Annotated in this window: 23 protein-coding genes and 1 pseudogene; 20 read left to right on the top strand and 4 right to left on the bottom strand. The window is 47.6% G+C overall.

Translation table 11 applies throughout. From position 1 onward, the window contains the following. Window positions 1-2: 2 nt before the first annotated feature. The 18 genes and pseudogenes from UNDYM_RS30140 (at window position 3) to UNDYM_RS30055 (ending at window position 13,032) form a co-directional block, all read left to right on the top strand. Window positions 3-575, top strand: coding sequence for a flagellar basal body L-ring protein FlgH (locus UNDYM_RS30140; protein ID WP_162044920.1), 573 nt, complete (start codon window positions 3-5; stop codon window positions 573-575). After that, window positions 575-1,707: pseudogene (locus UNDYM_RS31455) on the top strand (flagellar basal body P-ring protein FlgI). Before UNDYM_RS30140 ends, UNDYM_RS31455 begins: the two are co-directional and overlap by 1 nt. A 53-nt stretch (window positions 1,708-1,760) precedes the next feature. Beyond that, the gene (flgB, locus tag UNDYM_RS30130; protein WP_162044919.1) at window positions 1,761-2,144 is read left to right on the top strand and encodes a flagellar basal body rod protein FlgB; all 384 of its coding nucleotides are present in this window, start codon (window positions 1,761-1,763) and stop codon (window positions 2,142-2,144) included. Continuing rightward, a complete protein-coding gene (gene flgC / locus UNDYM_RS30125) occupies window positions 2,144-2,578 on the top strand; it encodes a flagellar basal body rod protein FlgC (RefSeq protein WP_162044918.1) in 435 nt (144 codons plus the stop codon). Before flgB ends, flgC begins: the two co-directional genes overlap by 1 nt. After that, window positions 2,578-2,904, top strand: coding sequence for a flagellar hook-basal body complex protein FliE (gene fliE, locus UNDYM_RS30120; protein WP_162044917.1), 327 nt, complete (start codon window positions 2,578-2,580; stop codon window positions 2,902-2,904). Before flgC ends, fliE begins: the two co-directional genes overlap by 1 nt. A gap of 11 nt (window positions 2,905-2,915) precedes the next feature. Beyond that, window positions 2,916-4,400 (top strand): flagellar basal-body MS-ring/collar protein FliF, encoded by a 1,485-nt coding sequence (gene fliF, locus UNDYM_RS30115; RefSeq protein WP_162044916.1) that lies wholly within the window; start codon window positions 2,916-2,918, stop codon window positions 4,398-4,400. After that, complete coding sequence (locus tag UNDYM_RS30110; RefSeq protein ID WP_162044915.1) at window positions 4,400-4,909, top strand: hypothetical protein; 510 nt, start codon at window positions 4,400-4,402, stop codon at window positions 4,907-4,909. The genes fliF and UNDYM_RS30110 overlap by 1 nt, the downstream gene beginning before the upstream one ends. 91 nt (window positions 4,910-5,000) lie before the next feature. After that, a complete protein-coding gene (locus UNDYM_RS30105) occupies window positions 5,001-6,344 on the top strand; it encodes a FliI/YscN family ATPase (RefSeq protein WP_174245008.1) in 1,344 nt (447 codons plus the stop codon). 41 nt (window positions 6,345-6,385) lie between these two features. Further along, window positions 6,386-6,808: a hypothetical protein gene (locus UNDYM_RS30100; protein ID WP_162044914.1), complete on the top strand. Its 423-nt coding sequence runs from the start codon at window positions 6,386-6,388 to the stop codon at window positions 6,806-6,808. Then, entirely contained in the window at window positions 6,805-7,833 is a 1,029-nt protein-coding gene (locus UNDYM_RS30095; protein ID WP_162044913.1) for a hypothetical protein, read from the top strand. The genes UNDYM_RS30100 and UNDYM_RS30095 overlap by 4 nt, the downstream gene beginning before the upstream one ends. 1 nt (window position 7,834) lies before the next feature. Then, window positions 7,835-8,236 (top strand): flagellar hook assembly protein FlgD, encoded by a 402-nt coding sequence (locus tag UNDYM_RS30090; RefSeq protein WP_162044912.1) that lies wholly within the window; start codon window positions 7,835-7,837, stop codon window positions 8,234-8,236. 23 nt (window positions 8,237-8,259) lie between these two features. Further along, complete coding sequence (gene flgF, locus UNDYM_RS30085; protein WP_162044911.1) at window positions 8,260-9,432, top strand: flagellar basal-body rod protein FlgF; 1,173 nt, start codon at window positions 8,260-8,262, stop codon at window positions 9,430-9,432. 8 nt (window positions 9,433-9,440) lie between these two features. Continuing rightward, entirely contained in the window at window positions 9,441-10,235 is a 795-nt protein-coding gene (locus tag UNDYM_RS30080; RefSeq protein ID WP_162044910.1) for a FliM/FliN family flagellar motor switch protein, read from the top strand. 66 nt (window positions 10,236-10,301) lie between these two features. Continuing rightward, window positions 10,302-10,616 (top strand): FliM/FliN family flagellar motor switch protein, encoded by a 315-nt coding sequence (locus UNDYM_RS30075; protein WP_162044909.1) that lies wholly within the window; start codon window positions 10,302-10,304, stop codon window positions 10,614-10,616. A 149-nt stretch (window positions 10,617-10,765) separates the two neighbouring features. Beyond that, window positions 10,766-11,044 carry a flagellar biosynthetic protein FliO gene (locus tag UNDYM_RS30070; protein ID WP_162044908.1) on the top strand — a complete coding sequence of 93 codons (279 nt, stop codon included), beginning with the start codon at window positions 10,766-10,768 and terminating at the stop codon, window positions 11,042-11,044. Further along, on the top strand, window positions 11,025-11,813 hold the full coding sequence (gene fliP, locus UNDYM_RS30065) for a flagellar type III secretion system pore protein FliP (protein WP_232064396.1): 789 nt from the start codon (window positions 11,025-11,027) through the stop codon (window positions 11,811-11,813). The genes UNDYM_RS30070 and fliP overlap by 20 nt, the downstream gene beginning before the upstream one ends. A gap of 12 nt (window positions 11,814-11,825) precedes the next feature. Beyond that, window positions 11,826-12,578, top strand: a complete 753-nt coding sequence (locus UNDYM_RS30060; protein ID WP_162044907.1) for a sigma-70 family RNA polymerase sigma factor — start codon at window positions 11,826-11,828, stop codon at window positions 12,576-12,578. A 40-nt stretch (window positions 12,579-12,618) separates the two neighbouring features. Continuing rightward, the gene (locus UNDYM_RS30055; RefSeq protein WP_162044906.1) at window positions 12,619-13,032 is read left to right on the top strand and encodes a hypothetical protein; all 414 of its coding nucleotides are present in this window, start codon (window positions 12,619-12,621) and stop codon (window positions 13,030-13,032) included. Window positions 13,033-13,052: 20 nt separating this feature from the next. On the opposite strand, the gene UNDYM_RS30050 is transcribed toward UNDYM_RS30055, so the two are convergent. Together UNDYM_RS30050 and UNDYM_RS30045 are read right to left on the bottom strand one after the other, a co-directional pair. Next, complete coding sequence (locus tag UNDYM_RS30050; protein ID WP_162044905.1) at window positions 13,053-13,784, bottom strand: FliH/SctL family protein; 732 nt, start codon at window positions 13,782-13,784, stop codon at window positions 13,053-13,055. A gap of 503 nt (window positions 13,785-14,287) precedes the next feature. Then, window positions 14,288-16,504, bottom strand: a complete 2,217-nt coding sequence (locus UNDYM_RS30045; RefSeq protein ID WP_162044904.1) for a hypothetical protein — start codon at window positions 16,502-16,504, stop codon at window positions 14,288-14,290. Window positions 16,505-16,680: 176 nt separating this feature from the next. Between UNDYM_RS30045 and UNDYM_RS30040 the strand changes: the two genes are divergently transcribed. After that, window positions 16,681-17,517, top strand: coding sequence for a 2OG-Fe(II) oxygenase (locus UNDYM_RS30040; RefSeq protein WP_162044903.1), 837 nt, complete (start codon window positions 16,681-16,683; stop codon window positions 17,515-17,517). Between the two features lie 24 nt (window positions 17,518-17,541). Next, on the top strand, window positions 17,542-18,195 hold the full coding sequence (locus UNDYM_RS30035; protein WP_162044902.1) for a hypothetical protein: 654 nt from the start codon (window positions 17,542-17,544) through the stop codon (window positions 18,193-18,195). Window positions 18,196-18,635: 440 nt separating this feature from the next. Here the strand turns inward: UNDYM_RS30035 and UNDYM_RS30030 are convergent, their stop codons facing one another. Together UNDYM_RS30030 and UNDYM_RS30025 are read right to left on the bottom strand one after the other, a co-directional pair. Next, window positions 18,636-21,176 (bottom strand): hypothetical protein, encoded by a 2,541-nt coding sequence (locus UNDYM_RS30030; RefSeq protein ID WP_162044901.1) that lies wholly within the window; start codon window positions 21,174-21,176, stop codon window positions 18,636-18,638. Further along, window positions 21,169-22,821 (bottom strand): hypothetical protein, encoded by a 1,653-nt coding sequence (locus UNDYM_RS30025; RefSeq protein ID WP_162044900.1) that lies wholly within the window; start codon window positions 22,819-22,821, stop codon window positions 21,169-21,171. The genes UNDYM_RS30030 and UNDYM_RS30025 overlap by 8 nt, the downstream gene beginning before the upstream one ends. Window positions 22,822-22,855: the final 34 nt, after the last annotated feature.

Genomic DNA, 22,855 nt, shown 5'->3' with positions numbered 1-22,855 from the left:
GAATGAAGAAGAGTTTGTATCTTGCCTTGTTTTTGTTGTGCACTCTGTCACAGGCAGTGCTGGCCGACAATTTATACAATGAAAATAATTACAGATCACTGGCATCTGACAAGCGGGCGCATTTGCCCGGCGATGTATTGACTGTCCTGATCTACGAAAATTCCAGTGCGTCCTCTAATGCCGATACCAATTTAAAAAGAAAAACAGATATTGGTGCGCAAGCGAGCGTCAACCAAAAAAGTAATAAAGCGGGCATTTCCATCAACAATGATTTTGATGGTGGTGGCAGCGTACAGCGCAGCGGTAAATTATTGGCACAGATGAGCGTTACTGTCACTAGTATTGAAGATAATGGTGACCTCATGGTCAGAGGTCAGCAGCTCCTGGAGATTAACTCTGACCAGCAAAGAATTACTGTAGAAGGACGGGTAAGGCCGCTGGATATAGCAGATAACAACACGGTATTGTCTACCCGTTTGGCCGACGCCAAGATTAGCTATGCTGGCTATGGTGATCTGGCGAACCATCAACGTCCCGGATTTTGGTCCAAACTGTTTACCTGGGTAGGATTTTGATGTTCTTTCTTAACTCAAAATTGCGCGCCTTAGTGCTTGCCACGATTCTCCTTGCGTTGAGTGGTAGTGTCACGGCTGTAGAAACTGTCAGGTTGAAAGACCTTGGCAAATTTGCTGGCTGGCGTGAAAATGCCCTGGTGGGTTACGGCCTGGTCACTGGCCTGGCGAATACCGGAGATTCCCCCAACAACAAGGCAACCCGCCAATCCATTGCCAATGTATTGGCACAATTTGATGTCGCAGTGCAGCCTGAACTGGTCTTGAGCCGTAATGTTGCTGCAGTCATGGTCACTGCCAAATTGCCACCCGTAGCCCGGCAGGGTGACAGCATAGATGTGACGGTGACATCCATAGGGGATGCCCGCAGCCTGGTGGGGGGACTTTGCTGACAGCCCCAATGAAAGCGCCAAATGGCAAGGTCTATGCGCTCGCGCAGGGGGCTTTGTTTGTTGGCGGCTACAAATACGACATGAATGGGAATGTGGCGCAAAAAAATCACCCCACTGTAGGCTCTATTCCTGCTGGGGCGATAGTTGAAGTAGGCGTACAGGCCAAGATCATGAGTAATGAAAACATCATGACTTTTACCCTGACTGATGCAGATTTTACGACCTCGTCAAGAATTGCTGCTGCCATCAATACCGCCTTTGGTGAACCACTGGCAAAAGCACTTGATGCCGAAGGGGTGGAGATTCGTGTACCGGCAGCAGACCGGGAATATCTGGTTGATTTTGTGACCCGCATAGAAAAACTCAGCATAGAACCTGATACCAGGGCGCGCGTAGTGGTCGATGAGAGAACCGGTACCATCGTCTCTGGTGGAGATGTAAAAATTGCGAAGGTAGTTGTATCTCATGGTGATCTTAAGTTATCCATCATCACGGACAATTCGGTTTCACAGCCTATACTGGTCAGAAACACTGCCGCAGAAGTGCGTACTGAAACAGTGTCAAATTCACGCATCAATGTTTCAGAAAAAAATGAGTCAGGTTTTGTGAGTGCTTCAAATAATACAGTCGCAGATCTGATACAGGCATTGACCCGCATCAAGACCAGCACCAGGGATATTATTTCTATCTTGCGTGCAGTCAAAGCCTCTGGCGCTTTAAGGGCTGACTTGATTATCCAGTAAGCTGATGAGTGCAAAAAAGTTTTATACCGATTAACCGAATTTGGAAATGTCAGATGTTTGGAAAAGCTGAAGCAGTAACGATGGATATGCTGAAAACAGCGCTTGATGCTGCCAGCCTCCGGCACCAGGCCATCGCAAATAATATTGCCAACGTCAATACCGCTGGTTACCGTCCGGCCAGCGTTAATTTTGAACAGCAAATGGATGCAGTTCGTTCTACGCTGGCACAGGGAAAAATTGTACAGCCGGATATGCTGCGTGGAGTCCAACCCTTTATTGAAAGACTGGCACCGGTCACTGATGCTGACCGTACAGCTCTTCTAGACACCGAGGTCGGCAATATGGCACAAAACACGGTGCAGTATGAGGCGCTCTTGAAGGCGATGGGCAAACATATTTCTATTCTCAGTTCAGCCATCGCAGAAGGGAAACGTTGATGGATTACCGTAACGCATTTGCGATCAGTGCAACCGGCATGAATGTAGAAAAGCTACGTCTTGATACCACGGCCAATAATATTGCGAACTTGCATAGCACCAAGGGCGCAGATGGGAAATTGTACCGTCCTTTGAATGTCAAAGTGGTAGAGGCCAATGATAATTTTTCCCTTGATTTTGAACGGTTGTCAGGTGCCAATCTGCGCGGTGTGCAGGTCGCCAAGGTGGAAGAGCTGGACGTTGCGCCGCGCAAGGTTTATGAGCCAGGCAACCCTGATGCGGACGATAAAGGCTATGTGTCCATGCCTGGTATTAATCATGTGACGGAAATGGTGAATATATCCACCGCCTTGCGCGCTTATGAAGCAAACGTGGTAGCCATGAATGCGGCAAAACGCATGGCCTTGAAAGCACTGGAATTAGGAGGATCATGATGACGGTCGAAGCAGTCAATTTTTTGCCCGCGATTTCCATGCCCGAGTTAAATACCTCAGCTTCGTTATCAGCGTCCAATGCTCAGGCTATGACGACACCTCCGGCCGCGCAGTTTTCCAATTGGTTCTCTGACCAGTTGTCACAGGTGAATGATCAATTGCTGACTGCTGATAAAGGTGTGCAACAACTGGCAGCCGGAGATGCAAGCAATTTGCATCAGGTCATGATTAATCTGGAACAGGCAAAACTGTCCATGCAGCTTGTCATGCAGGTCAGGAATCATGTGCTTGATGCCTACCGTGAAATTTTACAGATGCAAGTTTAAGGCAATAGTACGTGAACGATTTTTATGAATTTTGGCGACGTATGGATCGTCGTGCCCGTTTCGGGCTGATTTTTGGCGTCTTGCTCATCGTGGTCGCCGTTGTGGCTTTTGGGTCCATGACTTTGCGCACAGACTATCAGGTGCTGTTTGCTGAGTTGGCACCACAAGATGCTTCGACCATGGTAGCTGAACTGGATCAAATGAAAGTCCCATATCGTCTGGTTGGCAGCGGTAACACAATTTTGGTACCAGCTGATCTGGTGTATAAAACTCGCCTGAAACTGGCTGGTAAAGAATTACCATTGCGTGGCGCGGTTGGCTTTGAGCTATTTAACAATAGCGAAGTCGGCATGACAGAGTTTGCGCAAAAAATCAATTATCAGCGTGCCTTGCAAGGTGAATTGACGCGCACTATTTCTGCATTGGATGAAGTGCAGTCAGTACGCGTTCATCTGGTGCTGGCTGAACAAGCCTTGTTCAAGAAAACGGGCACTCAGCCCAAGGCATCTATCACGATTGCGGTCAAGCCCGGGAAAAACCTTGACTCGGCACAGATACAAGGCATACAGCGCCTGGTCGGTGCTGCAGTGCCAGATATTAAACCCAATGATGTCACCATTTTGGACCAGCATGGCATTGCGCTGACCAAGAAGAGTCCAGAAGCTGGGCAGGAGATGATTTCCTCATCCAGCGGCCTGGATGAGAAACGCGCGATCGAAGCGTATTTGAACAAAAAAGTACTTGAAGTGCTGGACAAGACTTTTGGTGCCGGACAAGGCATTGCGAGTATTGATGTAACGCTCAATCATGAACAAAAGAAGACGACGACAGAGAGCCCCTTGGCCGCTGACTCCAAGTACGAAGGCCAGCCCACAGGTGTTATCGTCAAGGACAAGCAGACAGCCAATGAAACCAGTCGCGGCAACAAATCTGAGACAACGAATAATCCCGTTTCTGGAGATGTGACGCAAAGCAGCCGCGAGGTGGAGTACCAGGTTGGGCGCAAAGTGGAGCAAGTCATCTCGTCCGCTGGTGCTGTCAATCATGTCAATATCGCTGTCGTCGTGCGACATGCCATGCAGCCAGCCCAACTGGAAAAACTGAAAGAATTATTGGCTGCTGCCGTGGGCATCGACAAGTCTCGCGGAGATGTGATCGCTGTATATACGGTTGAGCAGATTTCCAATGCTGCTTCAGCCCCAGCCACTGGTGATGTAGTTCCTGCTGGCAGGGAATTACTGATCGAAGAGCGAATTGCAAATCCGTCGGGTAAAGCTGTTGAGGATGTGGCTAGCCACGGTTTTGTTTTTAAAAATGACTATGTAATTTTGATTTTGGCCGGATTAGCTGGATTTTTCCTGTTTGTTCTGGTTATTCGTTTGACTCGTCGCCCGGTTCAGGTAAGAAACTTGAGTGACGATGATAGAAGGCGACTTTTGGCACAGGTAAGAGACTGGCTGGAAAATGCCAGGACAAGCCCCTTGGAGCGCAATTGATGTCAGCTTACAGGCAATCTGCCTTGCTCTTGCATGGTCTGAATGAAGCGGATCAGCGCTGGATACTTGAGCAATTGAATGTCGATGATAGATCGCAATTGCGGGACCATCTTGCTGAGTTGCGTGAGTTGGGTATCCCGGCAGATAGAAATATACTGACCAGTTTGGGCATATCTGAAACTGGTGAGCGACTCGACGATTTGCAGGCGGCGTCTGCGAGCGAGATGCAAATGGTGCTGAGGGATGAACCGCTTTGGATGCTCAAGCAAGTTTTGGCCTTGGAAAGCTGGCCCTGGAAAGAACAATTTCTTGATACCTTGCATGAAACACAGGTAGCCAAGATACTGCAGATGCAATTACCAGAACCTGGTTTCCAAGTAAGGCAAGCGATGAGAGTACATTTGCATGAAGAGCTAAAGAATGTCCGTCGCAATTCTCTGGATTTTTCGGGAAATGCCCACGAGAAAAAATCCTGGAAACAGCGCATGTTAGGAGTTATTGGACTGTGATGGTGATGCAGAAAAAGTATGGTGTCAGACAGACTCGGCTGCTTGAGGCTTCTGCACATCCGTGCTTACTGCAAAAGGCCAGGGTTTGATCATGCAGCACATACTCGACGCAGTCAGGGCGGCTGATTTTGTAAAGAAAATGGGACATGTGCGTCAGCTGGCAGGTTTGAGCATTGAGTCAACAGGCCCTGATGTGCTTGTCGGCGAAATTTGTGAAATCAGTACCCGTTACGCAGACCATAAAATAAAAGCGGAAGTAGTTGGCTTGCGTGATGGCCGAGTGATGCTGATGCCTTATGGTGAAATTCACGGCATTGGTGTTGGAAGTGAGGTTTTGGCCACCGGGCAATTACCCCGCATTGCAGTCGGTGAGCATCTGCTCGGTCGTGTCATTGATGCCTTTGGTGACCCTTTGGATGGAAAACCTTTGATGCAGGCATCAGAATACCGGCCATTGAAGGCGATGCCGCTGAATCCTCTGTCCAGACCACGTATCAAAGAGATACTGGAAACGGGAGTGCGCTGCATTGATGGCCTGCTCACTATAGGCAAAGGACAACGCGTAGGCATATTTGCTGGTAGTGGCGTAGGGAAGAGTACTTTATTAGGCATGATTTCGCGCCATACCGTTGCTGATGTGAATGTGATTGCCTTGATTGGTGAACGTGGTCGTGAAGTACGCGAGTTCATAGAAAAACATTTGGGCGCAGAAGGGATCAAGCGTTCTGTTGTGATCGTTGCTACGTCTGATCAGCCAGCCTTGGCACGTGCCAGGGCAGCCTACGCAGCTACTGCGATTGCTGAGTATTTTCGGGACAATGGCAAGCAAGTCATGCTGACGATGGATTCTGTGACGCGTTTTGCCATGGCAAAGCGCGAGATTGGTTTGTCGGTAGGCGAGCCACCAACGGCTCGCGGTTATACGCCCTCTGTTTTTGCTGAAATTCCGGAGTTGTGTGAGCGCTGCGGTACCGCTTCGTCTGGTGGTGCGATTACTGCCCTGTACACGGTGCTGGTCGAGGGGGACGACTTTAACGAGCCGGTTTCCGACATGTTGAGAGCAACTTTGGATGGGCACATCATGTTGTCCCGTCGCCTGGCACAACAAGGTCATTACCCGGCTATTGATGTTTTGCATAGCGTGAGTCGCTTGTTGGGGGATTTAATCTCTTCTGAAGATCAGGCCTTGGTGCATGAAGCTCTGGAAAATATGGCCAGCTATGAGCGCAACCGACAGTTAATAGACATGGGTGCATATCGCGCTGGCAGCAGTGCCGAGATTGATCAGGCAATTCAACTATGGCCTCATTTGACCAGTTTTTTGCGTCAGCGTGATGAAGATGTACTTGGGCGCGAGCAGGTCGTTGTGCAATTACGCGATATCTTGTGCAATGCAGGGAAGCAAGAAACGCAAAGTGACGGGGTACTGCAATGACCAAGGACCGAAGGGGATTTCAATACGGGTTGGAGCCTGTCTTGAAGTTGAAAGAGTGGGAAGTCAATGACCTCTATCAGGAGCTGGCAGGACATAATGCATCTGTAAAAGAACAACAAGCAAAAGTTGACAGTCTTGCCCAGGCGATAGCTTCTGCCCGTACCGAGTTAATCAAACAAAGGCAGAATAAGGCCCTTATTAATATTGATGTACAGCGCATGGCCCATATGTACATGTTGCAAATGCAGAACCAGCAACAACAAGAGAGTATGCAGTTACAAGAAATGTTGCAGGTGCGCGATGATGCGCAGAGGCGATTGAACGAAGTCAGGAAGTTTGTAGATAACCTGGAAAAAAATAAAGAGGCTATGGCCCATGAATTTGATCTGGAAGCTGCAAAAAAAGAATATCAATTGTCTGATGATAATTGGTTGCAACGTATGCACTGGATAAAGACAACATGACAAAAATTAGTTCATTCATGCAAGTGCATCCTGATGCCGCAACACGTGAAGCGCAGAGTGGGAAGAGTGACATGAGCAGCCAACATGAGAACTGGATTCGGCAAATGGAACTGTCCATGATGAAAGATGCAAATCTGCATGGCAGTTTTAACGCAACTGCAATCCAGACGCAAAAATCTACTTTCAAATCCGCTATACCTTCTCTGGATAATTTACCGGAAAGCGCCACATCACGCGAAAAGCAAGCTACGGCAAAAAGAAGTGTTTATCCAGTTTCTCCTGTGGCAAGAAAAGTCGCCAGTGTCGAAAATCATGTCATCAGCACGGATAATATTGCTGCAGTAGCACAAACAGTTTCAGACAGCGCAAATGCTCCAGAACTCTCGCAAACAAGGGCAGCAGGTGAGCAACAAGCACAGCTTGAAAAACAAAGCGCAGGCATGGAAGCAATTGCGCCTGATGTGAAAGCGAATGCGAGTGCTGGATCGACGCTGCCTTTCACATCGGATGTTATTTTTACTCAGAAAATCACAGGTGAAGTGTCAGTTAATAAAAATAGTTCCATGGAAATTTCCCAGCCGCTGACAGCTTCTCCGCGTGCAGCAGGCTTGTCCCGCAATACCTTGCCAGGCCAAACCCAGGATCAAAACGAAGTTCATGCTGAGAGCCAGGAGCCTGCTGACGAGGCAAAGGCTGCGGTGCGTGAGCAAGAGCTCGATAAGCAGATTTGGCAAAAACGTATGATGCATATTACTACTGAAGATCAGAACGTCAATGTCTGGATCAGGGACCAGGAAATCAATACTGAGCAAACACCTCAACTAATCAGACAATTGACCAGGGAAATGACTGAATCAGGCTTGCGTTTGAATGGTGCTACGATTAACGGAAAGCTTGTTTTTAAATATAAAAACACTGATGGAGATAGTGAAGTAAGGATATTTCAAGGTGACGAAGCCGTAGTGAAGTCAGATGAAGCAAGTGCTCGCAATGTTCCGTTCAGTTATGTAAAGAAAGGCCGTTAATATGGCGCTCAACAGTGTAAGTCCAGTAAGTTCTGCGACCAATGGTCAGGCTCATATTAATCAGCAGGATTTTCTAAAAATTCTGTTGACGCAACTGAATGCACAAGACCCCTTAAAACCCATGGACAATACCGCATTCGTCGCTCAACTTGCTCAATTTTCCCAATTAGCGCAGACGCAGGAATTGACTGCCAGCGTCAACCAGTTATTGGCTGTGCAAACAGCAGTGCAATCAGTCGGTTTGCTTGGTCATGTTGTGAGTGTTGTTACTGGTGGTGCTACAGCAACCGGCACGGTAACTGATATTTCAGTGAGTGGCAATGCACCTGTATTGACCATTCATCCGACGACTGGCCAGGATATTTCTGGCGTGGCCCTCAAACAAGTTTTTGATATTCGCTAACGCGATCCAAGTAAGGAAATACAATGCTGACCTCAATAAAAATTGCGACTACTGGATTGACTGGCTTTTCCAAAGAGTTGCAGACTATCAGTAATAACGTTGCCAATCTGAACACCCCAGGATTCAAAGGCTCGAATGCGAAATTCAGCAGTTTTTTTTCACATGAAGGGAATAGCACCACTGGTGGACATCAGGGCGCTTCATCAGGAGCCGGCCTGGCCACATTGCCAAGTGTCGTTAATTTTGCTCAGGGGCAAATAAATCAGACGGGAAATGATCTGGACGTAGCAGTTGACGGTAACGGTTTTTTTGTCTTGCGCGATAGCAAAGGACAGACATTTTATACACGCGATGGATCGTTTAAATTTGACAGCAAAGGTTTTCTGGTGGATGCCGACGGCAATCACGTGCAGGCATTGTCAAATCAGGGTGTATTGCAAGATATCAGTCTGGATGGATTGAAAACCAATCCAGCTTCCGCATCCAAAACCATACAATTATCAGGCCGTTTATCTACGGCTGACACAGACAAAGCGGTCGGCGGGGTAATCGTCATTGATGCAGTTGGTGGTTCACATACTCTGGCTGTTAATTTTAAAAATAATAATGCGGTGACTCCCGGTAGTTGGCTGGTGACCATCAAGGATGGTACTGATACTGTAACTACGGGTGAAGTCAAATTTGTTAATGGTGCGCTGGACTCCGCACATAATTCACTGTCATTTACCTACTCACCAGCCGGTGTCGCTGCGATGCCACTTACTTTGTCGCTGGACGCGAATACAACTAGTGCAGCAACTGGTGCGTCAACGCTGGCCGTTTCCAACATTGATGGATACGCACAGGGTGATATGTCCAAGACCAGTTTTGATGGAGAAGGTAAGCTGGTTGTCACCTATACCAACGGACAAACATCTAAGAACCAGACACTGGCACTTGCCAATTTCAGTTCAACAGATCATCTGGTGCCCATCAGTGGGAATAAATTCAAGAGTACGCGCCAGCAAGATGTTACCCTCGGCGTCGCGAGTAGCAATCTGAGTACAATAGATGGCGGTGCGCTGGAAGGTTCCAATGTGGATTTGTCCAAAGAATTCAGCGCAATCATTATTACCCAGCGCGGTTATCAGGCATCCTCTGAGCTGATCAGTACTGCCAATCAAATGCTTGACACCTTATTGCATATGAAAGGCTGAGTGAGATAGTGAACGTATCTCCGTATCTGTTGCTGAAAAATAGCGTTGCCAAAGCGATTTCCCAGCTTGCAGGAGACTGCTATGCGAAATGGGCAGTGTCCTGGAAAATTGATTTTAAAGGTGCTCAGGTTTGTGCTTCGGCGACGCCTGCCAAGGCAGATTTTTTCTTGTCTGATTTGTCTGGTAGTAGTAATCAGCGACATTTGCAGAATGGTAGTACGGCGTGGTTCCACATACCTGACGCGCTAAAAAACGAGTTGGAACAATCAATATTTGGATTAAGCAATGCTGATGCAACTACAGAAAATGGGAAGCATTCTGTTCTTGCCGGCAAGGTGCTTGCAGAGTCTTTGGACGAATTGATTAATGCTGTTATTGGTAGTATTTGCCAGCTTGAAGTTTTACCAGAGACGGCAATTTTCCCTCCCCCGGCACACTTGTTCAGGCCTGGTTCCGGCGCGCTTGTTTGTGAACTCAGTGTTGGTCATCATACCTTGCGTATCTTATTACCCGCTGCGGCAATCTCGCATTGGAGAAAATCGCAGCCAGCAAGCCCCAAACCGGGATTAATGTCATTGAAGGCGGCACTAAAAAATACCCCGGTTAGTCTGCATGTTGAAGTCAGTGATGCAGAGCTGACATTGGGGTATCTCGCTACACTGGCAATCGGCGATGTTTTGAAGTTGCCCAATAAGCTGGATCACACTTTAAAAGTCTTGACTGACGATAATGTTGCTGTATGCAATGCACACCTCGGAAGTTCTTCTGGCGCACTCGCGATAGAACTTGTAAAGTCCAATTAAATCTTGCTGAAATTTACGCTATAACAAATGCCGCGTTCAGCAATGTAAGAGTAATTAGGAAATAAAATGAATTCATCCACACATGCCATCGAGCTATCTGAATTAAGTACACATGAGCCTGGTCAATCCTTATTGAATGGCAATCTGGGCGTGGTGCAGGGCGTGAAGGTCAAGCTCTCGATCAGAGTCGGCGAAACAGAAGTCAGTATTGGTGATCTGATGAATATGCGTGAAAATCATATTCTGAAATTGAATACGTCCGTGGATACGCCTGTTGATGTCCTACTGGAGGGTAATGTTGTTGCCCGAGGGATTTTAGTCGCCGTGGATGATAATTTTGGCGTGCAAATCTCTGAGTTACCACAAGTGGAAAAAAAATGATGTTTCACAAGCAGCTACACCGCTGGTGTTTGAAGTTTTGCCTGGGATCTTTGTTTTTTTTAAGTGCTGGTGAAATTTTTGCTCAGGCATCAGCTTCCATGCCTCATGCGCCCATCCCTTTCAAGCAAGACAGGCAAGGGAGTGAGTCCATGGCGTATCAAAGCATCGCAGCATTGCTACTTGCCTCTTGCGCCGCCTATGGCATTGTGCTTATGCTAAAGAGATACCGTGACAAACTTGGCGGTTCCGGCAAAAGCTCTTGCCGCGTCAAAACGGTGGAAGCAACGCGACTGGGCAAAACAAGCATGCTTTACGTCGTTGAATATAATGGTCAAGAATTGCTTATCGCAGAAAGTCCGCAAGGCGTGCAATTGATGATGAGCAGCCCTTTGTTGTTGAAAGAAGAAAGTGCGACAAAAGATGCATAATTTAGGGCGCACAGATTTTTTGAAAGTGTTTTTTCTACTGTTGGCTTGTTTCACAGCATCGCAATGCCTGGCCACCAATGGAGACGTGCTTTCCATGCCAGGGGTAGGCGTGCAGATTACGAATGATGTCGCACAAACGACTCAGGTATCAGCAGCCCTCAAAGTGTTGTTGGGTTTGACTTTATTGAGCCTGGCACCTGCTTTGCTGGTATCTGTCACATCATTCATCCGTATCATTGTCGTCCTTTCCATGCTACGGCACGCTATTGGGATGCCGGAAACGCCGCCAAATACAGTGCTTATCAGTCTGGCTTTATTCCTGACTTTGTTTACGATGTCACCAGTGCTGACACAGGTCAATCAAACTGCTTTTCAACCCTTCATGGATGGAAAAATGGCTGCAGGTCCCGCATTTGAGAATGGATTAAAACCCATACGAGAATTCATGGTACGCCAAACCAGGGAGCAGGATCTTCAGTTGATGGTAGAAATTGCCAAGAGTCCGGAACCAAAAACCATCGATGATATTTCAACCGTTCAATTAATACCGGCATTCATGTTATCTGAATTGCGCTCGGCTTTTCAGATAGGATTTGTGATCTTTCTTCCATTTGTACTGATCGACTTGATCGTCTCAACCATACTCATGTCACTGGGCATGATGATGGTGCCCCCCGTTTCTATTTCCCTGCCTTTGAAGATACTTATGTTTGTATTGATTGACGGCTGGAACATCGTGACACGTGCCTTACTAGGTACTTTCCAATAGTTTGCAAGTAACGTGCCAAAAACAGACGCATTGCTACCGGATGACCTGGCCCTGCAATCAGCTGAATTGAGTTTGTGGAAAAACTTGCGGCTTGGGGATGGGTCGGCACGTCAACAATTAATTGAAAACTATTTGCCATTTGCACGCATGCTGGCAGCCAAGCTGTTCGCAAAACGCATTGACAGCGATCTGGAGTTTGAAGAATACATGCAGTTTGCCAGTTTGGGGCTTATCCAAGCAGTAGATCATTTCGATCATACAAGGCTAATACAGTTTTCCACTTTCGCGGCACATCGCATTAAAGGATCGGTATTAAACGGCCTGGAGCACATGAGCGAAAAGCGCGAGCAGATCTCAATTCGCAGGCAACTCAGGGAAGAACGTAATCTTTCTATAAAAGCGGTTCTGTCAGAACCTGAAATCGATACCTTCCAGCAATTGGCAGAGATTGCCATCAGTTTTGCTTTTGGCTTCATCCTCGAAAACCCCGTTACCTATCATCATGAGGATGCCATTTCAGAGGATAGTGTTTATGCAGGCCTGGAGTTAAAACAATTACGTGAAAAAGTGAGATCCCTGGTTAACCGCCTGCCACACAAGGAAAGGATCATCATAAAATCTCATTACCTTAACCACCTACCTTTCAATACCATTGCAGATACTTTACAGTTGAGTAAAGGCAGGATTGCTCAATTGCATAAAAATGCACTGAGTTTGTTGCATCAGTCTCTTGGCGGATTTGTGTCTTCTGATGCGCTATTCTGATAGGGTAGGCAGCAATAACCCTCAAAACAAAGGACGACCAATGTCAGGGATTAATAGCGTAAGCCAAATAGTGACTCTGTTGCGTACGCAGATGGTAAAAAAAGTAAGACCCGCAAGCAAGCCTGCAGGTACCTTGAAAAGTCCGACAATAAAAAAGGACGGCAAGCAAAAAAAACTTGAGGCGCCAGGAAGAATTGAAGAATTAATCTCCTTGAGAGTCAAGGCAATTAATCCTGATGATCCCAAAAAAGGGAAAAAAGCTTTCAGAATTTTTTTGGAATCTGTGTTGTTAAGTGAGCTGGGAGAAAACTTGGTCAACGATCCGGGATTTTATCAAATGGTCAGTGATATCCAAGATGCGATGGAAGCAGACCCGCAAATTTTGGAAGTGATAAATAAGGCCGTTGCTGATCTGCTGGAGGGGAGAGCAGATACAGAAACATTATCGAAGTAAATTTATGTTTGGAAAATTGCTTATCTTCGCGAAGACAACAGTGTTAAACGCAAATTTTCTAACTGAGTTTCAAGTCTTGCATCAAGATCACCTACCGGGGTTTCAATAATACAGCCACCAAGTTCTATGTCAGTATCTACCTTCCAGCTCACCTGCTCCAAAAATTGATTTGGCTGCTGCGTTTCGAAAACACCACCGCTCTCAAGAATTTTGAAATCAGAAGGGTGAACCCTCACAATGATTTTTTCCTTGGCACTTACTCTTTGAGCAACTTGCCGTACCAAACCTTGCACTCCTTCCAAAGTCACGACAGTATTACCAAGGATTTTGCATATCGATTCGAATGCTATGGCTACTGCCAGATCTTCGATCCCTTTAATCCCAGTTTCAATTGCTATTGGCAACTTGTCAGCAATTGATTTGATACGATTAAATTCAGCAACAAATTCGGCTTTTGCTGCCTCCAGACCTGCCTGATGTCCTTCGCGCATTCCACGTTGACGCCCAAGTTCACGAGCCGCCTCAGCTTCATCTTTGATCTGTGCAAGTATCGAAAGACGCGCCTGCTCAACAAGATCGGCTACGTTATTCGCTGGGTTGGCATTGGTTGACGACTCTGGCTCAGATGAGGGGCTAACCACCTTAGCAGCAGGCAGCATATCACTAATAGCAGTTGCTTTGACCTTGGACGCTCGCGTCGCTAATGTACGCTTATGGCCAGACAGAGTTGCGGAACGAATTATTGATGCCATGGTATTGCCTATTAAATTCTACACTCAAATAATACGCTTGCTGTGCAATTGGCGCAAATTTCAAAACTCATTACGGCCAAGTCGATGAGTCAGCGTTGTGTAGAAAGTGTAAATTTTACAATCCCCATTTAATAGTAATCTAACAATTCATTCTCCGGCGGGTGCCGAGTCAATAAGTCTTTACGGAATCTCTGATTAAGTATACGAACCCCGATTCAGAATCGTTAATATAAGCATCTTCCTCAAGGAATTTGGTATGGCTTGTTCTATGAGCCGCAAAGGAAATTGTTGGGATAATGCGCCCACCGAGAGCTACAATTTCGAATTACTAAGAGGCTGTAACGAAATTAACCTGGCGTTGTTGCGCCTCCTTGTCGTACCGAAGTACTGCCTGCGTCGGCGACGCCTAGCCATCTTAATTTCGCAGCAGCCTCTAAAAAAATGACGGTGTTGCCGTTCAGGTCGGGTACCTCAGGCACGAAATTGTTTTAAAAGTACTTCGGTTAAACGAGAAACGGAATTCCCACCGTCCCGATGTCATTTGACATAATTCCTTCAAGCCTAATATATTCACCTGATTGCTCGATGCACAATTTCACACCAGCTAGGCCAGCATTTTGGAAGTTTGCGTTGATACGCAATATCACCTCAGGATATTTTCGTTGGTTTCGATACTTATGCATGACTGTATCTAGAAGATCCGTTACCTTCAATCTTCTTCTGAGTCTGATTTCTGGCTGAATTATCTTGGATTTCACTAGATGTGATAAGCACTCATTAATGTCTGTGACGGACACACTGTTGTCTGGTCGTTTTCGCTGTGCGCCACGCCAGATTGCGAGCAAAATTCCATGTAGCAATATGGTCTGCTGGTTTGCGTAACTGTAAAAGGCTGCATCTTTCCCAAAATCGGAACTATAGCCCAACGTTCGTCCATCGATACGCAAGACAGGTTTGAATTCGTCGTCATGCTTTTCAGCTCCAAAAATAACCTTATTCTTATCAAGATAGAGATTGAAGGGGAGGTCATTTCCAACAATAACCTGCCCATGCGTAACGAATGAATTCTCCCCGTTTCCTATTCGTGCTCGTTTAATTTTCTCCACCAAGATAGGGTGAATTAGATAGTATGGATTTTGGGGTAATTGCGTCCGCCTCTCGTCGGACGAGAAACGTCCTGGCAGGTTGAAGTCTTGAAAGAGATTGTTGTTCTCATATCGAGTAACACCAATCAAGCCAAGTGCGTAGAGATAGCAGAATGGATGATCGATTCTGCCATCAGATTCACGCTTTACTGCATCGGCGATTGTTTTTACTTCTTCAGCGCTCAACACATTGCAATGAATTTTAGGTAAAACAAATCTGGCAAGCTCTTCATCCCATCGCTCGCCCATGAATCGCAGGTAGTCTCTAAGGATAATTCCAGTAGCATCATTGACTACTTTGGCAGCTTTACCCAAGTCTTTGCGTACATCAGACCCTAGGTCATGCAGACGCGAACCAATTAACATCAGTTCCCGTGGTTCTTCCATTGTGTGGCGCAGGATTGCAGAAAAAATTCCCTCATCAATATTTGACGCGTGGTGTACGTATTTTGTTGCCCCAAAGAATTTATAAATTTCGTCTCCCTCTCGCGAAACCCATGAGCTTGGCTCACACGCATTGATATTAGCGCGAAAAATTTTTTCTAGCTCTGTTTTTGCGTACTTAACTTGCTTAGCAACGCGCTCAAGCTGTTGCTCCCCCTTTGGTTGAGCTCCGTCCGATGAGCACTCCACTTCCCATGCTTCCGTACGCATACTTGCAATCAGTCGTACGACACCACCGGAATTAATGGAGAGATCTAAGGAGGCTGAAAATAGGCTAGTCTGGGCATATACCCACGCTTGCTTGGCAAGCAATCGCCGTGTAGCACTTTCTGACTCATCTGGGCTAGCATGGGTTTTTGCCGTCGCTAACAAAGAGGAATCCCCTCGATATCCTTGAAAAATCTCATCGACGCCATCCACAAAGATGAAAATTGGCTTCGTCTCGACGGGCTTCGGCAATGCCGCCAGCACGGGAAGGACATGAGCGTTAAATGCATCACGCAATGAATTCTTGTTAGCCCTCCTCTCTTCAATCAGATTCTTCAAAATGTCGATTAGCTCGACGTCAGGCGGTTTCGACATGACGTCATGATCCACACCATATTTGCCCCCTAACAAAAATTCCCCAAGGGGCTGTGGTAACAATGCGTGGACCTCGCGGGACTCGCCAAAATTACCTTCCCGGCGAGTTTCAAAGTGGGACGATGCGCGGCGATCGCTTTCTAAAGCTGCAACAACATAGGCACCGAAAATGAGTCTCCATAGTGCAGTCCAAATATCTTTCTGCGCATACAGCTGAATAAGGTCCCAGTCGTTCATCTCGACCTGTTCCGAATTTGGCAACGACATGAAGATAAACGGTTTCTTGGATGGCCATTTACAGGGAATACACATTACAGAGCGCTCTGCCTCAAGATCCTTCAAGAGGATTCGCTTTGCAAGCATGACTGATGTTTTTCCAGTGCCTTTCGGACCGTGAATAATACTCACTGGACATTCCAGTTTGCGTGGATCAAGAAAGTCTGACAAGCCTGCGGGTGGCACCATGATGAGTCCTGGATCATGTTTGGCCATTTCGAAGGATGGATCTGTAGTCCAAGGGGTTGGCCTGCCGATAATAAGCGTAGTCATTTACCTCTTTTCCTCTCAGTAGTTTGATAGTTTTTGTCACCATCAAGGATTCATACCGTAGCAAAACGTAGCAAAACAGACTTCAAACGGCAAATGAGAAACGTTGATGGCGGACTAACTACTTTACGAATCTATAGGTGTCGCCACTGTTGGCGCGTTCATCTAGGGAGCCGAAAATGAGTAATAGTCAAGTCTTTATAGCAACCAATACTATCACGATTAATAGGGAAGAAATCACTCCATCGCTCCTTCATGCTGCCGTGGCCGCTATTGATGCAGGTGATGCGCTGGCAGTCGTGGTAAAAAATTTCTACCCAAGTAGCTGCTGCCAATTGGCCGCAGCTCTGATCGAAGCTTCTTCCAATATGGAGGGCTATGCAGTTGAGCCCTCGTTCTTGAAGTCAGGTGAAACTATCTTCGATACTCAAGGTGACTCTGCACTGGTGGCACGTTACTTAGCGCTTGCACCCAGTCAACGCGCTGCCTTGCAAAATAAAATGTTGCCGTTGGTCGCTCCGGACAAGCTCTTGCAGATGTTCTGGCAAGATCTCTGGCCGCATAGTGCATGTCTGGAAGAATTTAATAACGGTCAATTTGCAAATTTCGGTGTGGCCCGCCAGATCCGCCGCGGTGGCGCAGTGGAGCCACACTGCGACCGTACCGATGCTGATTTGCCGGGTAATGCGGCCGCTATCTCCCACCGTATGCGTTGCCCAGGCAATGTTTATTTGCGTGTTCCTGGTAACGATGGCGGCGGTGTTCTGCAGCTCTGGGATATGCGTCCAGATGCTGAGAGCTATAAGTCGCTGCGCGATTCAAACTCTCCATATGCATTGGACCGCAAAAAACTTGGACCGCCGGCAGTATGTATCCAACCAGAGATTGGCACTTATGTCTTTTTCTCTGGTGCAGTACCTCATGCGGTTACCCCCGTTTCCTCGGGGGATCGGATAGCCGTGAGCGGTTTCGTTGCCTTCACGTCGTTCGACGCTACGGCAAGACTGTATAGCTAATTTGATCAATCAAGGAGAATCCAAATGACTACTTTGCTCTATTTTAGTGAACCGGGACGCCTGACCTATGACGGGAGGGTGACGGCGAAAGGTGTCGATGCAGTTGGCCCTTGGATAGCGACGGCTGCGACGATTTTCTACCCAAAAGGTGGTGGCCAACCAGCCGATAATGGAAGCATTGGCGACATCAACGTGATTGACGTAAAGCAAGACCGCGAATGCGGTTTCGTTAAACACTACCTTGCACATATGCTTTCGATCGACATAGGCGATATGGTGGACATGAGGGTCTGTGCTACTAGCAGAACATTGCATTCGCGTTGGCATAGCGCGGGCCATTTGATTGCAGCGATTATAGAGAGAGAATATTCAGATCTCAAAGCTACAGGGGCACACCAATATCCTGGTGAGGGTCGCGTTGAATTCTCAACCAATGCAGACGCGGCAATCGCCGCTTCCTCAGTTGTTAATGCTTCTTTGGAGGCAGCAATTCTGGCTAGCCTAGCGATCCGGATACACAGGCATCCAGACGGATCGCGTTATGTCCAGATAGATGGGCATGTTCCAGTCGGATGCGGTGGTACCCACGTGACTAACACAAGTGAGTTGACTGGCCTTACCGTGACGAAAATTGGCCAAAAGGGATCTACACTGCGTGTTAGCTACACAATGACCTAAAGAACCTCTGATTAAGTCCGACTCACCATTCATAAGTCATTAATTTTTTCGAATTAATTTTACGACTTTGGACTTAATCAGAGATGCCCAAATCAAATTGCCCGGCCAAATAGCTCGCTTTCGGCATGGGTCGGCAACAAAGGTCTTATGGCGTCAGTTGACGCAAGTAGGTAAGCCAAATGCGCAGATTAAAAGTCGCACATTCGCATGCATCCAAATACCTTCTTAAAAAAATTGATCAAATTTGATCAAAGGACTATAATTTATTCGTAGCCCAACGTGATCCCACTCCCGCCCCTGAAAAACGGGACCTAAGCCGGTGATGCCATATTGGTAATAGAGTCCAAAAGCCACCACTTGGTGGCTTTTGACTTTCTGGAAAGAGATTTTTAACGGCAATTCAAATTGGAGCTAAATTCCTCACAGAAGTACGACTCAATTCAATTTACCACATTTGGCTCAACTGCCGACACCCGGCACCGTTCGAATCTTCTTACTCTATCGAAATCCCAGAAACAAATAGTGCCTCCGGATATTTCATATATAACGCGTGGCTCAGGCATCTTACCTGGCACGATACAATAGCCCCCTACGCACAAGTTCCCACTTTCGACGTAACCATCTTGCCATTCAACACCAAAACGCAGATGTCGCTTGAGCCAAATATTGGCGCGTTCAGCGGCCTCCGGGGTTGGCTTGACTGTGTGATCAATGCTTTGTTTCAGATCGGCTCTGGCGTTCATGTCGCAAGAAATAGGGGGCATTAGCTTCAGGAATGCAGCATTCGTGCGAAGTTTTGGCTCCAACTCCTTTCTCTCCCCCAATCGGTCGATGTGATCAGTCAGCTCGTCTCCAAGATCCCAGGCCAGCCAGAGTAAGAGCACCCGTAACTGAACACCTTCTTCCGTTCCGCCATCCGAGGCCAATTCAATAGAGTCGAACAAACGCATATCTCCTCCAAGCAGGTGAATCAAGGATTCATCGAAGAGCCTTCGCCGATCTCCCTCAGCCACCAGTAGGCAACCTGTTTTCTTCCAACGGGGTGATTTATCCAGATAACGCAATTCACGAACAAGTGCCAGCACGGCAATGAGCTGAAACACCACGGAGCTTCGCCGTTCCGTATCCTTTTTCGCGTGCTTGAGCTGGGCTAACATCGCATTGGTCAATGATTTTGCCCGGCTAGCTACTGCCTGGGCAATTTTCGAGTCATCCAAGCTGGTGGCAGGCAACATAGATACCGGCGGGTTTTCCACATCTTCATCTTCTTGTCCAACGCGTTCTTCTTCGGTGCGCCCAGAAGAATCTGTTTCACTGGTACTGAGCTCTAGTCCTTCTCTGATGCGTCTCAGCAATACATCCAGCAGGTATGCTAGGTCGCCTGATTTAAGAAGTCTGATTTTCTTTTTTTCTTTTGGAAGATCAGAAACACTGATCGCTAAGGTGTCGGGCACGATCTCATCCGCTTGTTTGCTTTCTTTTTCTCTATGGCTGCGCATGGCTGCTGTTACTTCACGATGTGTGTCATCACTGAAAATCACACGCTGGACGGACGCAATCACTTTTGAGATGTCACCTTCAGTTGATCCCAGTCCGTTTAGCGCGCTGCGTATCTGGTATTGCCTGGTAGATTGCGCCCGGGCAGAAATCACGGAAGGATGATGGACCATTACCCTGGCGACTAAACTGGTTCCTGAGTAGAGAGAACAAGCTCGAACTAGAGTCAGTTCGTCCTTCACCGATAGCCTTAATACACCATCGCTCGAAACAGGAGAGTAGACTTCTGAGATTTCCTCCATATCGGCACCCAGCAACACCACGTGGTCGAAAGACATCAGATCAGCACGGAGGGTTATATCGAGATTGCCTGATTCATGATTGGCAATGCCAATCAGCAAAGGGACAGGGTCAACCTCATTAGATGCTCTTTCAATTGCAGTCCTGGTTTTGACATTTTTCAGTACTTCTTCGCCTACCGAATCGAGATCAAATAGGCCGCATATTCCCACTTCGGTGGCAGTATCGATTGCCGATTGTCCAATTCTAAGGAGGACTGCTTCGACATTACCGTTGGACGCCTGGCTTATCCACGCCGGGCGACTAGGGTTGGCGCTACCACTGACAAAGGCACTGTCTTGGCCTGCTTCAAAGTAGATAGCTTTTGCGTGCAAATAGTTCTTGTTGTCCGTCCATAAGTGGCGCGCATCGACGTAGCGAGCTACTCCTGGCGACGGGGAACCAGGCATCTGCACAGACTCAGGATCGATCCCGACCACGATCTCAGCCATGGGCCACCGTTTCTTTAGTTCAGCGATCAGCGCTAATTCAGTATCAAAGAAAGCCCCGATAACTCCAATTCTTTGAACATTCGATGTAACACGCTCAGCGAGCTGATCTATCAACGAGGTTCCGGAAGGGGAGTGCGCCAAAGCGAAAACATTACCAGCAGGGACAGCATTCACAATGAAAGGATTTACGAACTCACCCAGCGCCAATGCTGCATCAAGTAGCGGTTCAGCGGACTTTCCTCTCTGCATCTCTATCCATTGCCTCGCCATTCGCCATGCAGCCGCCAAAATAGCTGCACCATCACCGTCTTTGGTACTGCCAATCTCAATCCAATTGCTGATTTCCCGGTTGTAGCCGAATCCAGACAAGGTCAAATTATGGCTACCGATCAACACAGCCGCTTTCTTTTGACCGACAAGTATGCAAATCTTGGGGTGAAACGCCCCAGGCGCTGCAATTGGCAACAAGGTATATGCGTGACCAGCATGCCGAGGACGTGTTGCCTCGCTGGCCCACGAGATAGCGCACTGCGATTGATCCATCAGCACGACATTGTGCCTGCACCCGGCTGCCACTAGCTTACGGAGGACAATTTCTTCATAAAAGGGAAGGGTGGCGTTGAAGGTAGTGATCAAGGACGCTTCATAACCACCACGCTTGATGACGTCCAGAATTGAAATTGGGTCAGACACAGGCTATTTCCATTAATTGTTGGCCAGCACTAGTCAAGATTGTCGTTCTGGATGGCGATGAGGCATCGCGGGTTAAGGCTCCTATGTCTCGAAGTATTTGCACAGCCTGGCGGAAACGGGGAGTTGTCATCGCCGGTCCGGGGATATCGTCACCAACGACCTCCAACCCTCGTTCCGAAGGCCGCATGCGGAAAGTAGAGCGCCCAGTCTGGTGAAGCTTGCGCAGTGCCACCTTCAGATGGGTATTCAGGCACCAAGCAACGAGATCCTCTACGACCTCAGCGATGGTCATCCTTCGCCAAATTTCTACCCGTGACCGGAAGCTAATCAGATTGATTGGGTAATTGGCCAACATTTCAGATGACATCCCGATGCCGTGGTAGGGTGATTCTGAATTGTTGTCCCTGCAGGCAAGTAGCGCGAGCAAGGTCAGCGACAATTGAAGCAACGTCGCCGTGTCGTCGCCACGCCTCCAGCTTTCCATCATTCTCTGGGCTACTTGAAATTCATGGGACTTGTTTTCCCAAAATTCGATCGCCGGCGCATTCTCGGATAAATGCGCCACCAGGCGATCAAAAGAACCAAAACCAAGGGATTGCTCGACCATTGAAACGGCTTCTCCCTGGGATAGAGCTAGGGCGAAGCTTTCCACCGAACTGTAGGTGATTTTGTCATCGAAGGTCTGAGGTGAAATTACACGTAAAGCCGTACCAAGGACAGTCTGGAATGCAATGGAGAGAAGATCATTGCGCTCGTAAATGGCCCAACAAGCAAGCGTTGCTTTCATGGAGTCGGGTACCTGCCAGATCTGTTCTGAAGGAAGGCCTCCAGAATAGATACATGCTCTAAAGATAGTTTCGTTTAAATCGTGAGCGTCAGGAAGGGACGACGCGAGGTTCAGGATCAAACCGAGGGAGAGTCTTCTTTGAGTCCCCTCCATATCAAATGCGTTGTCTCTATCAAAATAGAGATTAGTCAACGTCTGGCACTCGTCATTGCTTTCCACCAGGCCGCATGGACAAAATGCACTCAAGGCATCCAGATCATCTAGACTGACATTGTCCGCTTCGACGATTTTCCAAAAGAGGTCAGCTGGTACCGCCGCATCCAGTTTCTGCGCCAACGGCTGACCAAATTCAGTGGTGTACTTAATCCATGGCTTTGCAGATGCGTCCAATAACTTCAATTCTGCCAGGGTGCCGGCATAATACTGTGCCAACCCACCCATGGGATTTTTAAAATAGCGAGAACCGGATGTTTCCGACGCATACTCAGAAAGCTGGAGCGGCGAGTCTGATGTCAAATTATCGAGTGCCTTTAGTAGCTGCACTCGGCCAACCATGGCTGTGCCGTGTCGCTCATTGTCCTGATCAGTGATCCTGGCATGCCGCTCGGAAATCAACGTAAAGAGACAGTCAGCTCGTCGGAAGTATTCAATAAACCGCTTGTAATCGTCTAGCGGATATCTCCGATCAAATGACCAGACCAACCAGGGATAGAATGAGTAATAGCGCGCGCGGTCCGTTACGTTGGTGATTCCTGGAAGTAACTGTCCATAAATCAAAACACAGGGAGCCTGCGTACCCAGATGGTCAAGACCACCTATCGATTGCGGCGGCGAAAGCCAGGAAGTCGTTAGCTTCATTTAGGTACTTTCGGTAAACATATATTATTAATAT

This window comes from Undibacterium sp. YM2, assembly GCF_009937975.1.
Taxonomy (GTDB): domain Bacteria; phylum Pseudomonadota; class Gammaproteobacteria; order Burkholderiales; family Burkholderiaceae_D; genus Undibacterium.
Note: the sequence above shows the minus strand (reverse complement) of the source record. Positions and strands in the feature narration are given on the sequence as shown.

Excerpts from the sequence above, each read along its gene's own strand:
- fliE (WP_162044917.1), top strand. The coding sequence starts at position 2,578 with ATGACGGTCGAAGCAGTCAATTTTTTGCCCGCGATTTCCATGCCCGAG.
- UNDYM_RS30090 (WP_162044912.1), top strand. The coding sequence starts at position 7,835 with ATGGCGCTCAACAGTGTAAGTCCAGTAAGTTCTGCGACCAATGGTCAG.
- UNDYM_RS30075 (WP_162044909.1), top strand. The coding sequence starts at position 10,302 with ATGAATTCATCCACACATGCCATCGAGCTATCTGAATTAAGTACACAT.
- UNDYM_RS30055 (WP_162044906.1), top strand. The coding sequence starts at position 12,619 with ATGTCAGGGATTAATAGCGTAAGCCAAATAGTGACTCTGTTGCGTACG.
- UNDYM_RS30040 (WP_162044903.1), top strand. The coding sequence starts at position 16,681 with ATGAGTAATAGTCAAGTCTTTATAGCAACCAATACTATCACGATTAAT.
- flgC (WP_162044918.1), top strand. The coding sequence starts at position 2,144 with ATGGATTACCGTAACGCATTTGCGATCAGTGCAACCGGCATGAATGTA.
- UNDYM_RS30095 (WP_162044913.1), top strand. The coding sequence starts at position 6,805 with ATGACAAAAATTAGTTCATTCATGCAAGTGCATCCTGATGCCGCAACA.
- UNDYM_RS30105 (WP_174245008.1), top strand. The coding sequence starts at position 5,001 with ATGCAGCACATACTCGACGCAGTCAGGGCGGCTGATTTTGTAAAGAAA.
- UNDYM_RS30050 (WP_162044905.1), bottom strand. The coding sequence starts at position 13,784 with ATGGCATCAATAATTCGTTCCGCAACTCTGTCTGGCCATAAGCGTACA.
- UNDYM_RS30035 (WP_162044902.1), top strand. The coding sequence starts at position 17,542 with ATGACTACTTTGCTCTATTTTAGTGAACCGGGACGCCTGACCTATGAC.
- UNDYM_RS30045 (WP_162044904.1), bottom strand. The coding sequence starts at position 16,504 with ATGACTACGCTTATTATCGGCAGGCCAACCCCTTGGACTACAGATCCA.
- flgB (WP_162044919.1), top strand. The coding sequence starts at position 1,761 with ATGTTTGGAAAAGCTGAAGCAGTAACGATGGATATGCTGAAAACAGCG.
- UNDYM_RS30140 (WP_162044920.1), top strand. The coding sequence starts at position 3 with ATGAAGAAGAGTTTGTATCTTGCCTTGTTTTTGTTGTGCACTCTGTCA.
- flgF (WP_162044911.1), top strand. The coding sequence starts at position 8,260 with ATGCTGACCTCAATAAAAATTGCGACTACTGGATTGACTGGCTTTTCC.
- UNDYM_RS30110 (WP_162044915.1), top strand. The coding sequence starts at position 4,400 with ATGTCAGCTTACAGGCAATCTGCCTTGCTCTTGCATGGTCTGAATGAA.
- UNDYM_RS30025 (WP_162044900.1), bottom strand. The coding sequence starts at position 22,821 with ATGAAGCTAACGACTTCCTGGCTTTCGCCGCCGCAATCGATAGGTGGT.
- UNDYM_RS30070 (WP_162044908.1), top strand. The coding sequence starts at position 10,766 with ATGGCGTATCAAAGCATCGCAGCATTGCTACTTGCCTCTTGCGCCGCC.